The sequence below is a fragment of the Curtobacterium sp. MCLR17_043 genome (assembly GCF_003224215.1).
Taxonomy (GTDB): Bacteria; Actinomycetota; Actinomycetes; order Actinomycetales; family Microbacteriaceae; genus Curtobacterium; species Curtobacterium flaccumfaciens.
Genome location: NZ_QKLH01000005.1, coordinates 140,569 through 155,400, shown reverse-complemented (window position 1 = coordinate 155,400; position 14,832 = coordinate 140,569). Strand labels below are relative to the sequence as shown.

15 protein-coding genes are annotated in these 14,832 nt (G+C 73.7%); 8 read left to right on the top strand and 7 right to left on the bottom strand.

All coding sequences use genetic code 11. From position 1 onward, the window contains the following. The first annotated feature begins 27 nt into the window (after positions 1–27). Genes DEJ03_RS06970 through DEJ03_RS06955 form a run of 4 tightly spaced genes read left to right on the top strand, consistent with a single transcriptional unit; the run spans position 28 to position 3,507 of the window. A complete protein-coding gene (locus DEJ03_RS06970) occupies positions 28–981 on the top strand; it encodes an ABC transporter permease (protein WP_110864034.1) in 954 nt (317 codons plus the stop codon). Beyond that, positions 978–1,889 (top strand): ABC transporter permease, encoded by a 912-nt coding sequence (locus DEJ03_RS06965; RefSeq protein WP_110864033.1) that lies wholly within the window; start codon positions 978–980, stop codon positions 1,887–1,889. Before DEJ03_RS06970 ends, DEJ03_RS06965 begins: the two co-directional genes overlap by 4 nt. Continuing rightward, on the top strand, positions 1,886–2,725 hold the full coding sequence (locus tag DEJ03_RS06960) for an ABC transporter ATP-binding protein (RefSeq protein ID WP_258370640.1): 840 nt from the start codon (positions 1,886–1,888) through the stop codon (positions 2,723–2,725). The genes DEJ03_RS06965 and DEJ03_RS06960 overlap by 4 nt, the downstream gene beginning before the upstream one ends. Next, on the top strand, positions 2,722–3,507 hold the full coding sequence (locus DEJ03_RS06955) for an ABC transporter ATP-binding protein (RefSeq protein ID WP_110864032.1): 786 nt from the start codon (positions 2,722–2,724) through the stop codon (positions 3,505–3,507). Before DEJ03_RS06960 ends, DEJ03_RS06955 begins: the two co-directional genes overlap by 4 nt. Positions 3,508–4,111: 604 nt before the next feature. On the opposite strand, the gene DEJ03_RS06950 is transcribed toward DEJ03_RS06955, so the two are convergent. Then, positions 4,112–5,557: an amidase gene (locus tag DEJ03_RS06950; RefSeq protein ID WP_110864031.1), complete on the bottom strand. Its 1,446-nt coding sequence runs from the start codon at positions 5,555–5,557 to the stop codon at positions 4,112–4,114. A 40-nt stretch (positions 5,558–5,597) separates the two neighbouring features. Between DEJ03_RS06950 and DEJ03_RS06945 the strand changes: the two genes are divergently transcribed. After that, a complete protein-coding gene (locus tag DEJ03_RS06945; protein ID WP_110864030.1) occupies positions 5,598–5,897 on the top strand; it encodes a hypothetical protein in 300 nt (99 codons plus the stop codon). Positions 5,898–5,933: 36 nt separating this feature from the next. On the opposite strand, the gene DEJ03_RS06940 is transcribed toward DEJ03_RS06945, so the two are convergent. Continuing rightward, the gene (locus tag DEJ03_RS06940; RefSeq protein WP_110864029.1) at positions 5,934–6,350 is read right to left on the bottom strand and encodes an HIT family protein; all 417 of its coding nucleotides are present in this window, start codon (positions 6,348–6,350) and stop codon (positions 5,934–5,936) included. A gap of 52 nt (positions 6,351–6,402) precedes the next feature. On the opposite strand from DEJ03_RS06940, the gene DEJ03_RS06935 reads away from it, so the two are divergent. Then, positions 6,403–8,076 carry an ABC-F family ATP-binding cassette domain-containing protein gene (locus DEJ03_RS06935; RefSeq protein ID WP_110864028.1) on the top strand — a complete coding sequence of 558 codons (1,674 nt, stop codon included), beginning with the start codon at positions 6,403–6,405 and terminating at the stop codon, positions 8,074–8,076. 24 nt (positions 8,077–8,100) lie between these two features. Next, positions 8,101–9,018, top strand: a complete 918-nt coding sequence (locus DEJ03_RS06930; protein ID WP_110864027.1) for a L,D-transpeptidase — start codon at positions 8,101–8,103, stop codon at positions 9,016–9,018. 22 nt (positions 9,019–9,040) lie between these two features. Here DEJ03_RS06930 and DEJ03_RS06925 read toward each other — a convergent pair whose 3' ends face one another. The 3 genes from DEJ03_RS06925 to DEJ03_RS06915 are packed head-to-tail and all read right to left on the bottom strand — an operon-like array spanning position 9,041 to position 12,510. Next, positions 9,041–10,366: a cytochrome P450 gene (locus tag DEJ03_RS06925; RefSeq protein WP_110864026.1), complete on the bottom strand. Its 1,326-nt coding sequence runs from the start codon at positions 10,364–10,366 to the stop codon at positions 9,041–9,043. Positions 10,367–10,393: 27 nt separating this feature from the next. After that, positions 10,394–10,957: a gluconokinase gene (locus tag DEJ03_RS06920; RefSeq protein ID WP_110864025.1), complete on the bottom strand. Its 564-nt coding sequence runs from the start codon at positions 10,955–10,957 to the stop codon at positions 10,394–10,396. After that, the gene (locus tag DEJ03_RS06915; RefSeq protein WP_071244816.1) at positions 10,954–12,510 is read right to left on the bottom strand and encodes a GntP family permease; all 1,557 of its coding nucleotides are present in this window, start codon (positions 12,508–12,510) and stop codon (positions 10,954–10,956) included. Before DEJ03_RS06915 ends, DEJ03_RS06920 begins: the two co-directional genes overlap by 4 nt. 207 nt (positions 12,511–12,717) lie before the next feature. Here DEJ03_RS06915 and DEJ03_RS06910 point away from each other — a divergent pair, with 207 nt between their 5' ends. Next, positions 12,718–13,416: a FadR/GntR family transcriptional regulator gene (locus DEJ03_RS06910; RefSeq protein WP_181422631.1), complete on the top strand. Its 699-nt coding sequence runs from the start codon at positions 12,718–12,720 to the stop codon at positions 13,414–13,416. Between the two features lie 115 nt (positions 13,417–13,531). On the opposite strand, the gene DEJ03_RS06905 is transcribed toward DEJ03_RS06910, so the two are convergent. Together DEJ03_RS06905 and DEJ03_RS06900 are read right to left on the bottom strand one after the other, a co-directional pair. After that, positions 13,532–14,137 (bottom strand): GNAT family N-acetyltransferase, encoded by a 606-nt coding sequence (locus tag DEJ03_RS06905; protein WP_027465815.1) that lies wholly within the window; start codon positions 14,135–14,137, stop codon positions 13,532–13,534. Positions 14,138–14,146: 9 nt separating this feature from the next. Further along, positions 14,147–14,830, bottom strand: coding sequence for a uracil-DNA glycosylase (locus DEJ03_RS06900; protein ID WP_110864023.1), 684 nt, complete (start codon positions 14,828–14,830; stop codon positions 14,147–14,149). Positions 14,831–14,832 lie beyond the last annotated feature (2 nt).

The window sequence follows — 14,832 nt, the reverse complement described above, 5'->3', positions numbered from 1 at the left end:
GGTGTCCGTCCCCGTAGCATCGGTGTCGTGACCCGGTTCCTCATCGGGCGGGTGCTCCTGCTCGTCGTCGGCCTGCTCGTGGCGAGCGTCATCATCTTCGCCACGCTCCGCGTGCTGCCCGGTGACGTCGCCCAGGTCGTCGCCGGCACGCAGTCGACCCCCGCGCAGGTGGAGCAGCTCCGGCAGCAGCTCGGACTCGACCGGCCCGTCGTGGTGCAGTACCTCGACTGGATCGGCGGGGTGTTCCGCGGCGACCTCGGTCGCTCGCTGGTGACGAACGGTGCCGTCGCAACGGAGATCGCGCAGAAGCTCGCGATCACCCTGCCGCTCGCCGCGATGTCCCTGGCGACCGCCCTGGTGATCGGCGTCCCGCTCGGGGTGGTCGCCGCGGTGCTCCGTCGTCGCCCGGGTGGCGCGGTGATCGGGTTCGCGGCGCAGGCGGTCGCCGCCGTGCCCGTCGTGTGGGCCGGCATGCTCCTCGTCGCCCTGTTCGCGGTGACGCTGCACTGGCTGCCGACGCAGGGCTTCCCGCTCGACGGCTGGTCGGAACCCGGGCGAGCGTTCTCGTCGCTCGTGCTGCCCGCGCTGACGATCGGTGCCGTCGAGGGCGCCGTGATCCTCCGGTTCACCCGGTCCGCCACGCTCTCCGTCCTCGACGCCGACCACCTGCGCACCGCCGCCGCCGTCGGGCTCACCCGCACGCAGGCGCTGCTCCGCCACGGCCTGCCGAGCGTCGCCCTCACGGTGCTCGCCGTGCTCGGCGTCCAGATCGCCGGGCTGCTCGTCGGTGCCGTCGTCGTCGAGCAGCTGTTCTCCCTGCCCGGGGTGGGCCGGATGCTCGTGACCGACGTCGGCCGCCGCGACATCACGAAGGTGCAGTCGGAACTGCTCGTGCTCACCGGACTCGTGCTGCTCGTCGGGTTCGCCGTCGACGTCGTGCACCGCACCCTCGACCCCCGACAGCGCGAGGTGCAGGGATGATCCGCCGTCTGGTGTCCCGACCGACCGGGGTCTTCGCCGTCGTCGTGCTCGGCCTGCTGCTCGTGCTCGCCGCCGTGTCGCTCGTCTGGACGCCGCAGAACCCGTTCCGCGCCGATCCGTTCCACCAGTGGGAGGGCCCGAGCGCCGCGCACTGGTTCGGCACCGACGCCGCCGGCCGCGACATCGCGAGCTACCTGCTCGCCGGCACCCGCACCACCGTGCTCGTCGCCGTCGGCTCCGGGGTGATCGCGAGCGTCGTCGGCATCGTCCTCACCGCGATCGGTTCGCTCACCGCCCGCTGGGTGCGCGAGGGCACCGCGGTCCTGCTCGACATCCTGGTGGCGTTCCCGACCCTGCTCACCGCGATGCTCCTGACCGCGGTGTTCGGCGGGTCGCTCGGCGTCGTGATCGTCAGCGTCGGGCTGTCCTTCGGCGTGACGATCGCCCGCGTGGCCCGCGGTGAGATCCGGCGGATCGCCCGGAGCGACTACGTGACCGCGGCCCGGGCGTCCGGCGTCGGCGGTGCCGGAGTGCTCTTCCGTCACCTGGTGCCGAACGCGGCGCCGCTGTTCACCGTGCAGCTGTCACTCGCGATGGCCACGGCCGTGCTCGCCGAGGCCGGACTGTCCTACCTGGGCTACGGCGCCGGATCGGACACCGCGTCGTGGGGCAGCCTGCTGTCCGACCTGCAGACCTACATCGGGGTCCACCCGTGGAGTGCGACCTGGCCGGGAGCCGCCATCGCCCTCGTCGTCGCGGCACTGTCGTTGCTCGGCGACGCGGTGCGGGACGCCTCGGACCCGCGGCTGACGACGAGCGACCGGAGCGCCGACCCGGCGACGACCGACGGCACCGCGAGCGACCGGAGCGCCGACCCGGCGACGACCACGCCGGGGGTGACCGCATGACCGACCACGCAGCACGCCCCGACCACGCCGCCGACGCAGCCGGCACCACCCACGCCACCGCAGCCTCCGGACTCGAGGTGCGCGGGCTGTCGGTCCGCATCACGGGACGGACGATCCTCGACGACGTCAGCTTCACCGTGCCTCCCGGCCAGCGCGTCGGCGTGATCGGCGCGAGCGGATCCGGCAAGTCGATGACCTCGCTCGCCCTGATGGGCCTGGAGCCCACCGGTGCCGTCGTGACCGGCAGCGTCCGCCTGGACGGCACCGAACTCGTCGGCCTGCCCGACCGCGAGCGCGCGCGCCACCGTGGATCGGGCATCGCGATGGTGTTCCAGGAGCCGGGCACCGCGCTCGACCCGCTGCGGCGGGTCGGCGCGCAGATCGCGGAGCCGCTCCGGCTGCACCGCGGGCTCGACCGACGCGCGGCGCGCGCGGCAGCCGTCGACCTGGCGGAGTCCGTGGGCCTGCCCGACCCGGAGTCGCTGCTGCGGCAGTACCCGCACCAGCTGTCCGGCGGGCAGCGGCAGCGGATCTGCATCGCGATGGCGATGGCGGGTGAGCCGTCGTACCTGGTGGCCGACGAGCCGACCACGGCGCTCGACGTCACGACCGAGGCCCGCATCCTCGACCTCTTCGAGCACCTGCCGGCGGGCATGGTGTTCGTGACCCATGACCTCGCCGTGCTCGCGCGCATCGCCGACACCGCCGTGGTGCTCGACGCCGGCCGGGTGGTCGAGCAGGGCCGCGTCGCAGACCTGCTCGCCGCACCGCGGCACCCCGCAACGGTCGCGCTCGTCGACGCCGCCCGCGCCACCGCCAGGAGGACCGCCCCGTGACCCTCCCCGTCCTCGAGGCCACCGGTCTCCACCGCACCTACCGACTCCCCCGCCGCGGCCCGTTCGAGCCCGGGCCGGTCCGCACCGCCGTCGACGGTGTCGACCTGACGGTCGTCCCCGGCGCACGGCTCGGCATCGTCGGCGAATCGGGATCCGGCAAGTCCACGCTGGTCCGCCTGCTCGCCGGCCTGGAGGCCCCTTCCGCCGGTACCGTCGCCGCCTCCGGCCGTCCGGTGGTCGCGTCCCGGTCCGCGCGTGCATTGCGCTGGTTCCGTCGCGAGACCGGGGTGGTGTTCCAGGACCCGTACGCGTCCCTCGACCCGCGGATGCGCGTCGGCGCGATCGTCGCCGAGCCGCTGCGGGCCCTGCAGGTCCCGGGGTCGCACGACGAGCTCGTGCGTGCCGTGCTGGAGCGCGTCGACCTGCCCGCCGACACGGTCGACCGGTACCCGCACGAGTTCTCCGGCGGCCAGCGGCAGCGGATCGCGATCGCCCGGGCCGTGGTGCACTCGCCCCGGATCCTGTTCGGCGACGAGCCGATGAGCGCTCTCGACGTGGTGGTCCGTGCCCGGGTGATCGAGCTGTTCCGGTCGCTCGCCGACGACCTCGGTCTGACGCTCGTGCTGGTGTCGCACGACATCGGCGTCGTGCAGCGGCTGTGCGACACGGTCGCGGTGATGTCCGACGGCCGCATCGTCGAGCACGGGCCGGTGTCGCTGCTCGACGCGCCGCAGCACCCGGTGACGCGGGCGTTGGTGGCGGCGGCGCCGACGCTGCCGTAGGCGGACTGCGGCGGGCGGCGGGCGCGTTCCGCCACTCGGTGCGGGCTTGCCCGCACAGAGCCGGCCTACAAGGCCGCACCGAACAAGCAACGCCACACCACATGCACGAAACCGCACCGTGCGCCAGACAGGAGGCACGACACCAGCCCGACCCGCGCCTCCAGACCAGACGCACACGAGTCCACCGCACCGTGCGCACCCCGCCACTCCGTGCGGGCTTGCCCGCACGGAGCCGGCCTACAAGGCCGCACCGAACAAGCAACCCCGCACCACACGCACCAAACCGCACCGTGCGCACCCCGCCACTCCGTGCGGGCTTGCCCGCACAGAGCCGGCCTACAAGGCCGCACCGAACAAGCAACGCCGCACCACACGCACGAAACCGCACCGTGCGCCAGACAGGAGGCACGACACCAGCCCGCCCCGCGCCTCCAGGACAGACGCACACGAGTCCACCGCACCGTGCGCACCCCGCCACTCCGTGCGGGCTTGCCCGCACGGAGCCGGCCTACAAGGCCGCACCGAACAAGCAACCCCGCACCAGCCTGACAACGCCGCACGGTGCGCCGCGCGCCCGCGCACCGGAGCGTCCCCGGGCCTCCCGTCAGGCGGTCCAGGCAGCCGGGTGCCGCCGCTGCCAGCGCAACCGGCGCTCGAGCTGCGCGCCGATCGCGAGCAGGACGCGCTCGCCGCCGGGGCGCCCGATCAGCTGCACGCCCATCGGCAGCCCGCCACCGTCGGGGTGGTCGTCGTCGGTCACGCCGACCGGCAGGGTGATCGCGGGGAGCCCGGACACATTCGCCATCGACGTCCACGGCGAGTACGCGCACTGGCGGCGGAAGTCCTCGTCGGGATCGTCGCCGTACCAGCCGAGGGGCCGCGGCGTCATCGCGAGGGTCGGCGTGAGCACCGCGTCGAACCGGTCGAACGCGCCGATGAGCGTCGTCGAGAAGGTGTCGAGCGTCGACATCGCGTCGAGGACCTGCGTGCCGGACAGCGCCTGTCCGCGCGCCACGAGCCACGCCACGAGCGGGGTCAGCGCCGACAGGTCGATCCCGGGCATCTGCGGCAGGCGGGCGGCCGAGCTCTCCCACGCCACCCGGAACGCCTCCGCGTACGGCACGCGGGGCATCCGGACGTCCTCGACGCCGTGCCCGACCTCGCCGAGCACCCGCACGGCGGTCTCCACGGCGGCCCGGGCCGCGGGGTCGACGACCACGTCGACGGTGTCGTCCCACGGCGAGCCCTCGAGCACCCCGACGACGAACCGGCCCTCGCCACGGACGGCGGCCGCGGTGAACGGCCCCTCACCGACGTCGGGGGTGACGAGCGCGTAGGGCGAGGCCTCCGGCAGCCCGGTCGGCGCGACCAGCGCGTCGAGGAGCATGCCCGCATCGGCGACGGACCGGGTGAGCGGCCCGGCGACGGACAGGCCGCCGACGCCGGAGCGGCCGGGCATCGACGGCACGCGGCCGCGGCTCGGCTTCAGGCCGACGAGCCCGGTCGCCGCGGCGGGGATCCGCACCGATCCGCCGCCGTCCGACCCGACCGCGGCGGGCACGAGTCCGGCGGCGACGGCGACGGCCGCACCGCTCGACGACCCGCCCGGCGCGCGCGTGGTGTCGTAGGGGTTCCGCGTCACGCCGAGCCGGGTCTCCGACGACGAGGACATGCCGAACTCCGGTGACGCGGTCTTGCCGATGCTGACGGTACCGGCCGCGTCGAGCGCGGCGACGAGCGGGTGGTCGGCCGACGCGGGCCGCTCCGGCAGGCTCGCGGTGCCGTTCCGCGTGGGGACGCCGGCGCGGTCGTACAGGTCCTTGTCGGCGGACGGGAGGCCCCACAACGGTCTCGACGTCGGCACCAGGTGGCCGAGGCGATCGGCTCGGGCCCGGGCAGCGTCCGCGGTGACCGTCACGAAGGCACCGAGTCCGGCGTCCAGGCGTTCCACGCGGGACAGGTAGTGCTCGGTGACCTCGAGGGCGGTCGCCTCGCCCCGGCGGATCCAGTCCCAGAGTTCCTGTGCGGAGAGGTGGTGGAGTTCGAACACGGCTCCGAGCCTAGGCGGCGGTGGCCCGTATCCTTCGACGGTGGACACCACTCTCCCCTCCGGCACGACGAAGCGCCGGATCGAACTCCGGCTCGTCCGGCCCCTGTTCGCCTGGTTCGCCCGGCCGACCGTCACCGTCGACGGGGTGGGGCACCCGGCGCAGTGGGGCACCGGCACGTGGGCGGTGCCGGACGACGGCGACACGGTGATCGGCGTGTACCTGTTCAACCGAGCGTGGCGGTTCGGGGCGGCCTCGGTGTCGGTCGGCGGCGCGACGGCGCTCGAGTACCGGGGCGGGCTGCTGCCGGTGGGTGCGGGTCGGTTGGTGCCGCGGGGCTGAGGGTCGCGCCGGGCCGGGCAGGGTCTGCTCGGGCGACTACTCGAACATCTCGGCGAGGAGCGCGTGCGGGTCACCGTCGACCACGTGCGCCGATCGTCGCTCCGGCCAGTGCGTCGTGGCGTCGTCCGGCCAGCACGGCACGACGTGGAGGTGCAGGTGCGGCACGCTCTGGCCGGCGTCCGCGCCCGATGCCTGCAGCACGACGGTCCCGGTCGCGCCGAGCGCCCCCTTCATCGCACGGGCGACGCGCTGCGCCAGTGCCGTGGTGGCGGCGAGTGCCGTGGGTCCTGCACTGAGCAGGTCGGCGGTGTGCTCGACCGGCACGACCAGGGTGTGGCCGGGAGCCAGCGCCGAGTCGGGCAGGGGTGCGAAGGCGACGGCGTGCTCCTCGCGTTCGACCCACACGGCGGGTTCGTCACCGGCGATCACGGCACAGAAGACGCAGGAGTCCATCGGCCCAGTCTGCTGCACGTGGGGTGCCCGCTCCGCGTGGGACGATGGGCGCATGACCGCCACGCTCGTCGCCAAGGGCCTGTCCGGCGGGTACGCCGCTCGCACGCTGTTCGACTCCCTCGACCTGACGGTGGCGCCGGGCGACGTGATCGGGGTCGTCGGCGTGAACGGTGCCGGCAAGTCCACGCTGCTCCGGCTGCTGGCCGGAGTCGACGAGCCGCTGGCCGGCACGGTGTCCCTGGCGCCGACGGACGCGTTCGTGGGGTGGCTCCCCCAGGAGCACGAGCGCATCGTGGGCGAGACCGTCGCGGCGTACCTCGGGCGGCGGACCGGCTGCTCCGAGGCGACGGCGACGATGGACACGGCGGCGGCGGCGCTCGGGGAGCCCGACGCCGGCGACGCCGCGGCCGACCGGTACTCGGCGGCGCTCGACCGCTGGCTCGCCGCGGGGGCCGCGGACCTGGAGGACCGGATCCCGGCGGTGCTCGCCGACCTCGGCCTCGAACCCGGCACCGGCGACTCCGGTGGGGACGGCGTCGGCCCGGACTCCCTGATGACCGCGCTGTCCGGCGGGCAGGTCGCCCGCGTCGGGCTCGCCGCGCTGCTGCTCTCGCGGTTCGACATCGTCCTGCTCGACGAACCGACCAACGACCTCGACCTGGACGGCCTCGACCGCCTTGAGGCGTTCGTGCGCGGGCTGCGCGGCGGGGTGGTGCTCGTCAGCCACGACCGTGAGTTCCTGGCGCGCTCGGTGACCTCGGTGCTCGAACTCGACCTGGCGCAGTCGTCGAACCGGCTGTTCGGCGGCGGGTACGACTCGTTCCTCGAGGAGCGCGAGATCGCCCGGCAGCACAAGCGTGACGCGTACGACGAGTTCGCGTCGACGAAGGCCGACCTGGTCTCACGGGCACGGACGCAGCGCGAGTGGTCGAGCCAGGGTGTCCGGAACGCCATGAAGAAGAGCCCGGACAACGACAAGATCCGCCGCCGTGCCGCCTCGGAGTCGAGTGAGAAGCAGGCGCAGAAGGTCCGGCAGATGGAGTCCCGCATCGCCCGGCTCGACGAGGTCGAGGAGCCGCGCAAGGAGTGGCAGCTCGAGTTCACGATCGGCAGCGCACCCCGGTCGTCGGCCGTCGTGGCGACGCTGTCGAACGCCACGTTCACCCAGGGCGACTTCACCCTCGGCCCGGTCTCGCTGCAGGTCGACGGCGGTGACCGGATCGGCATCACCGGACCGAACGGCGCCGGTAAGTCCACCCTGCTGCGGGCGCTGCTCGGCAAGCAGGCGCCGACGACGGGCACGGCCTCGCTCGGGTCCAGCGTCGCGGTCGGCGAGGTCGACCAGGCGCGTGCTGCGTTCACCGGTGACCAGCCCCTGGCAGCGGCGTTCGAGGCGATCGTCCCCGAGTACACCACCGCCGACGTCCGGACGCTGCTCGCGAAGTTCGGGCTGAAGGCGGACCACGTCGGCCGACCAGCCTCGGCGCTCTCCCCCGGCGAGCGCACCCGGGCCGGACTCGCGCTGCTGCAGGCCCGCGGGGTGAACGTGCTCGTCCTCGACGAACCGACCAACCACCTCGACCTCACCGCGATCGAGCAGCTCGAGCAGGCACTGGAGTCCTACGACGGGACCCTACTGCTCGTCACACACGACCGGCGCATGCTGGAGACCGTCCGACTCGACCGGCAGTGGCGGGTCGAGGGCGGCACCGTCACCGAACGCTGACGGATCGACCGAGGGGGAAGCACCATGCGACGCAACACCTGGATCGCGACGACTGCCGGGGTGGTGGTGCTCGCCGTCGCTGCCGTCGTGGTGGGGGTGACCGTCGGGTCGCCGACACCGGAGCCGACCCGCGCGGCCCGGGCCACGACGACACCGACCCCGAGCGCCACGCCGAAACCGAAGCCGACGCTCGCGGCCGTCCCCGCTGCACCGTCCGACGCGACCCTGGCCGCGCTGCCGTTGGCGTTCCACGACGCCGTCGTGCCGCAGTTGCTCGACGGCGGGGACGTCGAGCCCGAGGCCACGTGGCAGATCGCGACCCCGCGCACGCAGCTCGTCGCCCTGTACGCGAGCCCATCGAGCCGCGCCCGGCCGGTGGCGACCCTGTCCCACCTGGTGTCGACGATCAACCGGCCAGCGGCGACCGCGGTGTGGGGTCGCTCCCCCGGCAAGGACGGCGGGATGCTCCTGGTGTCGACGCCGTCCCGCAACCGCACCCCCGGTGACGGCGGCGACCCGGACGCCCCGAGCGCGACGTTCGCCTGGGCCCGGGCCGCCGACTTCACCGTGACGCGCACCGACCGGATGATCACGGTCGACGTCGCCGCCAGCACGGTGTCCGTCGTCACCCGGAAGGGGAAGATCACCGCCACCGAGGCCGCGCGGCTCGGCACCCCGCAGGACCCGACCCCGGCCGACACCGCAACCTACGTCGAGGCGGCGTACGTCGACACCCGCGTCGCGTACACGCAGGGCAACCCGATCATCCTGACCGGGGCGCACTCGTCCCGGATCCCGTCGTACGGCGGCAACGCGGCACTGACCGCGTTGCACTACTACCCGGACCCGACTGGCAGCTCGCACGGCTGCGTCCGGATCTCGGCGGAGATGACCCGCACCCTGGCGGCGCTGCCCGTCGGCACCCCGATCCGGTTCAGCTGAGCCCGGGTCAGCTGAGACCGGGTCAGTGGAAGGGGCAGCGGCCCCGGACCTCGCCGCCCGATGCCGGCTTCGTCGGCAGTCGGCGGCGGTCGGCCTGGAGCCCGTCGTCGAGGATCGTCAGCCGCGGGTCGCTCAGCACCGAGACCGCGGCCGCGAGTGCGGCGATCGCGACCTTCTCGCCGGGGCACCGGTGCCCCGTGGCGACGTCGGCACCGCCGTGCGGGACGAACGTCGTGATGGACTCGAAATCGTCCACGCCGAGGAACCGCGACGGGTCGAACTCGCCCGCACGGTCCCACGAGCGCTCGTCGGTGTCGGTCCCGGTGATGTCGAGCACCACGCGCCCGCCGGCGGGCAGGTGCTGGCCGTCCAGTTCGACGTCCGTGGTGGCCCAGGCAGGCAGCATCGGCACGAACGGCGCGGTCCGGCGGATCTCCTGCGCGAAGGCGACGGCGAGCGGGCCGTCGACGCGCGGACCGACGGCGAGCGGGCCGTCGACGCGCGGGCCGTCGACGCGCGGCCCGTCAGCGGTGTCGGCCGCCGCGCTCTCGGCGGCGATCCGTTCCCGCCACTCCGGCCGGTCGTGCAACTCCTTCGCCGCGAACGCCACGAACCGGGCCACCGCGATGGCCGGCCGGATGCTGTTCTGCAGTTCGATGCCGGCCAGCCGCGCCGGCAGCAGCGCCCCGGAGGGGTCCCGGTGCCACGCCCACTCGTGCAGGGCGGTGTGCGGCTCGGGGGTCAACCGGCCACCGCGCACGGCCTCGACCAGCCGCCGGGCATGCCGGTCCGACCAGTGCCGGTTCAGGACGGCCTGCAGGTACTCCGGTGAGTAGGGCACCCCGAAGCCGTCGACGACCTGGGCGAGCCGCGCCGCCCAGCGGGTCTTCGCCGCCGGCGTCCCCGGCAGCCCGGCCCACCGCATGACGGCGCGGCCGATCGCACCGACGGCCGCGTCGTACGCCGACCGGGTGCCACCGGTCAGCCACGCGTCGCGTTCGGTCGCCCACTCGTGGGTCAGCAGGGGTGCGAGGCGCCGGACCTGCTCGTCCTCGTACGCGACGTCGACGAACGTCGCCTTGCGGTGGTGGTGCTCCGCCCCGTCGAGACTGTGCACCGAGCCGACGCCGAAGAGCGTCCGCTGCACGATCGCCGGCATCGCGCCGTGGCGTGCCGTGCGGTCGCCGTCGTAGAACAGCCCGACGCCCTCGGCACCACGCACGAGCAGCGCCGGACGTCCGAGCAGTCGGAAGCCCACCGCCCGCGCCCCCGGACGGGTCCGGCGCCACAGGTGGGCACCGAACCCGTAGCCGCGGGTCAGGAGCGAGAGGGAGTCGTCGATCGCCATGCGGCCATGCTGCCGAGCGCCGCCCGATCAGGCTCTCGGGATCCGGACCAGCCCGAGCCGCGCCACGACCTCGGCGCTCTCCTCTTCCGGGGTGCGGTCGGCGGCGATCGTCAGGTGGGCTTCATCGGACTGGGGCGGCTCGAGCGTGGCGAGCTGCGACTGCAGCAGCGACGTCGGCATGAAGTGCCCGGAACGCTGCGACATCCGCTCCTCGATGAGGGCACCGTCACCGGCCACGTGCACGAACACCACCCCGGGGGCCCGCAGCACGTCGCGGTACGAGCGCTTCAGGGCCGAGCAGGTCACGACGCCGTTCGTGCCGGCGTCCAGGTGTCCGCGGATCCATCCGGCGACGACGTCGAGCCACGGCCAGCGGTCCTCGTCGGTGAGCGGGGTGCCGGCGTGCATCTTGTCGACGTTCGCCGGCGGGTGCATCGCGTCGCCCTCGGCGAACTCCCACCCGACCTGCTCCGCCACCATGGCGGCGACGGTCGACTTGCCGGACCCGGAGACCCCCATCACGACCAGGACGCGGGCGTCCAGCCCGGCGTCGGCCGCACCGGCAGCAGCAACTCCTCCTGCGCCGCTCATCGGATGAACACCCCGGCCAGCAGGACCCCCAGCAGACCGAACACCGAGATGAGGCACTCGAGCACCGTCCACGTCTTGAACGTCTGCCCCACCGTGGTGCCGAGGTACCCCTTCACCAGCCAGAACCCGGCGTCGTTCACGTGCGACAGGAACACCGAGCCGGCACCGATCGCGAGCACGAGCAGGGAGGTCATCGGCGTCGACAGGTCGGCGGCGATCGGCGCCATGATGCCGGCGGCGGTCACGGTGGCGACCGTGGCCGACCCGGTCGCCACGCGGACCAGGGCCGAGACGACCCAGGCGACGAGCAGCACCGAGACGCCGGAGTCCTTGACGGCGTCGGCGATCACGCCGCCGATGCCGGTGTCGATGAGCACCTGCTTGAACCCACCGCCGGCGCCGACGATGAGCAGCACGCCGGCGATCGGGGGCAGCGCGCTCTCGAGCGACTTCGACACGGCCGAGCGGTCCATCCCGCCGCCGATCGCGAAGAAGACCATCGCGTAGACGGCGGCGATGCCGATGGCGATCATCGGCGAACCGAGGAAGTCGAGCAGGCTCACCCACGAGCCGGCGGCGTCGGGGGCGGTGGCCTCACGGATCGCCTGGGCGAGCATGAGCACGACCGGCAACAGGATGCCGATCAGGGCGACGGTGAACGACGGGCTGCGCGGCTCGCTGATCACGCGCGTGAAGTCGCTCTTGCCGTTGGGCAGGGACGCGGTGTCCTGCGTGGCGGGGCCGCGCCGGGCCTCCCGTCCGGGGTGTGCCGGGTCGTCGGCGAAGGAGGCGGACCCGGAACCCGACCCCGAACCCGGGCCGGCGGTGGCGACCGCCCCACGCGACCCGAACATGTCGGGGACGGGGATGTCGACCCAGCGGGCCGCGAAGCGGGCGAAGAGCGGCCCGGCCAGGATGATCACCGGGATCGCCAGCACGATGCCGAAGGCGAGCGTGGTGCCGAGGTTCGCGCCGACGGTGGAGATCGCGACGAGCGGGCCGGGGTGCGGTGGGACGAACGCGTGCATCGTCGACAGGCCGACCAGCGCGGGGACGGCGATCTTCATGATCGGCACCTCGCTCCGCTTGGCGACCAGCACGATGATCGGGATGAGGAGGACGAGGCCGACCTCGAAGAACATCGGCAGCCCGATGAGCGCGCCGATCAGGGCCATCGTCCACGGCAGCGCCGCCTTCGACGACTTCCGCACCAGGGTGTCCACCACGCGGTCCGCTGCGCCGGAGTCGACGAGCATCTTGCCGAACATCGCCCCGAGCCCGACGAGGATGCCGACGCTCGTCATGGTCGCGCCGAAGCCGTCACCGAAGCTCGTGACCGCCTTGTCCGGCGCCAGGCCCGCGCCGATGCCGACGCCGAGCGCGCCGATCGTGAGCGCGATGAACGGGTGCACCTTGAGCCAGGTGATGAGCGCGATGATCACCACGATGCCGACGAGCGCCGCGATGATCAGCTGCGGGATCGAACCGGACGGGTCGACCGTCTCGGTGGTGCCACCCGCGGCGAGCAGGTGGTCCGGGAGAGCGTGAGGCATCAGCGCCCCTTCCTGGAGTCGCTGCTGCGCGGCTCCGTCGCCTTCGTGTCGAGGGTGGAGTGGCGCGACGAACGCCGACCCTCAATAATCTGATTAATCAGACTATACGCCGTCGTCCCGCGCGCCAACCGCCCGTCCCCGGAGTCTGCCGCTTCGATGGGACCGGCGTCACGGCGACCGCGTGACCCGTACTGCACGGAGGAAACGATGCCCACCGCACGCGGACTGCACGCCCACGTGCTCGACACCCTGGGCCAGCGGATCGTCGACGGCGACCTGGCCACGGGTTCCGTCGTGCGACCCGAACTGGTCGCCGACGAGTTCGGGGTGTCCCGCTCGGTCGTCCGCGAGGCCCTGCGCGTCCTGCAGTCCCTCGGCCTGGTCGAGCCCCGGCAGCGGGTCGGCACGCTCGTCCGCGACATCACGGCGTGGGAGCTGCTCGCCCCCACCGTGATCCGGTGGCGCGGTACCTCACCGGCGTACTTCGTGCAGCAGCGCGAGCTCGTCGAGCTCCGGCTCGGCGTCGAACCGGTCGCGGCGTCCCTGACCGCCGGCTCCGATGGTGCTGACGCCGTGCTCGCCGCCGCCGAGGACATGCTCGACGCCTGCGGACGCGAGGACAGTCGCGCCTACCTCGAGGCCGACGTCCGCTTCCACCGTGCCCTGCTCACCGGGTCGGGGAACGCCGTGTTCGCGCACTTCGCCGGCACGGTCGAGGCGCTGCTCCGCACCCGCACGTCGGAGTCGCGCGACCCCATCACGCGCTGGACGCGCGAGGCGGCGCTCCGGCACCATGCCGTCGGGCGCGCAGCGGTCGACGGTCACGCGGACGCCGCGGCGGCGGCGGCCACCGCGCTGCTCCGCGTGACGCGCGACGAGTTCATCACCGAGGCGCCGGCAGGCTGACGCGACCGGGCGACGGCCTGGAGGCGCGTGCCGGGGCCGCCACGGGCCTCCCGTCCGCCCTGTGGCCGCGTCTCGAGCGTGACGCGCGTCGACCGCGTCGACCGCGTCGGCTCCGTCAGCGTCGTCGCGCGAACAGCCGCGGGCCGCGCAGGCGGAGCCGCATCGTGACGGTGCCGAGCCAGCGGTCGTACTTGTAGCCGACCTTGCCCATCCGGCCCACTTCCTCGAAGCCGAGCCGCTCGTGCAGCCGGATCGACGCCTCGGCCTGGCGGTCCGCGATGACGGCGACGACCTCGCGCACGCCGGCCGATCGGCACTCGTCGAGCAGCGCCTCCATCAGCGCGCGGCCGAGCCCCTTGCCACCGGACGCGGCGCCGAGGTAGATCGAGTCCTCGACGACGTGGTTCGAGCGGTCCCGCGGGTTCCACGCGTCGACCAGGGCGTACCCGAGGATCTGCCCGGCGGGGTTCTCCGCCACCAGGAACGGCAGGCGGCGCTTCCGGATGTCGTCGTAGCGCTTCTTCCACGCGGCGTACGTGAACGCCGCCGGGTCGAAGGTCACCGACGAGTTGCGGACGTAGTGCGTGTGGATCTCGCGCACGTGGGGCAGGTCCCCCACCTCGGCCGCACGGATGCGGTACTCGAAGGCCGTCTCGGTCGCCGCCGGGGCACGCAGGTGTCGCGGCAGGACCCGCCGTCGCTGGTATTCCTCCTCGAGCACGTGCCGAGCCTACTGAGCGGGCAGCGTCCAGTCGACGGGCGGTGCGCCCTGCGACTCGAGCAGCGCGTTCACCTGCGAGAACGGGCGGCTGCCGAAGAACCCGCGCGACGCGCTGAGCGGGCTCGGGTGGGCCGACGCGACGACCGGGGTGTCGCCGAGGAGCGGTCGCACCGAACCGGCCTGGGCACCCCAGAGCACGGCGACGAGCGGGGTGCCACGGGCGACCAGGGCGCGGACGGCCTGGTCGGTCACCGCTTCCCAGCCCTTGCCGCGGTGGCTGCCGGCCTCGCCCGCCTGCACGGTGAGCACCCGGTTGAGCAGCAGGACGCCCTGGTCGGACCACGCCCGCAGGTCACCGTGCGGTGGGGGCGTCACGCCGAGGTCGTCGGCGAGCTCGCGGTAGATGTTCGCCAGGCTGCGCGGCACCGGACGGACGGCCGGGTCGACAGCGAAGGACAGACCGATCGGGTGGCCGGGCGTCGGGTACGGGTCCTGCCCGACGACCAGCACCTTGACGGCGTCGAACGGGCTCGTGAACGCGCGCAGAACGTCGCCGCCCGCGGGCAGGTAGTGGCGACCGGCTGCGGTCTCCTCGCGGAGCCACGCTCCGATCCGGTGCACGTCGGGTTCGACGGGTGCGAGGGCATCGGCCCAGCCGGGGTCGACCAGGTCGGCGAGCGGCCGGGGTTCCACGT

Coding starts and splice junctions, on each gene's coding strand:
- DEJ03_RS06920 (WP_110864025.1), bottom strand. CDS start 10,957: ATGAGCGGCGCAGGAGGAGTTGCTGCTGCCGGTGCGGCCGACGCCGGG.
- DEJ03_RS06925 (WP_110864026.1), bottom strand. CDS start 10,366: ATGGCGATCGACGACTCCCTCTCGCTCCTGACCCGCGGCTACGGGTTC.
- DEJ03_RS06910 (WP_181422631.1), top strand. CDS start 12,718: ATGCCCACCGCACGCGGACTGCACGCCCACGTGCTCGACACCCTGGGC.
- DEJ03_RS06960 (WP_258370640.1), top strand. CDS start 1,886: ATGACCGACCACGCAGCACGCCCCGACCACGCCGCCGACGCAGCCGGC.
- DEJ03_RS06915 (WP_071244816.1), bottom strand. CDS start 12,510: ATGCCTCACGCTCTCCCGGACCACCTGCTCGCCGCGGGTGGCACCACC.
- DEJ03_RS06930 (WP_110864027.1), top strand. CDS start 8,101: ATGCGACGCAACACCTGGATCGCGACGACTGCCGGGGTGGTGGTGCTC.
- DEJ03_RS06965 (WP_110864033.1), top strand. CDS start 978: ATGATCCGCCGTCTGGTGTCCCGACCGACCGGGGTCTTCGCCGTCGTC.
- DEJ03_RS06935 (WP_110864028.1), top strand. CDS start 6,403: ATGACCGCCACGCTCGTCGCCAAGGGCCTGTCCGGCGGGTACGCCGCT.
- DEJ03_RS06940 (WP_110864029.1), bottom strand. CDS start 6,350: ATGGACTCCTGCGTCTTCTGTGCCGTGATCGCCGGTGACGAACCCGCC.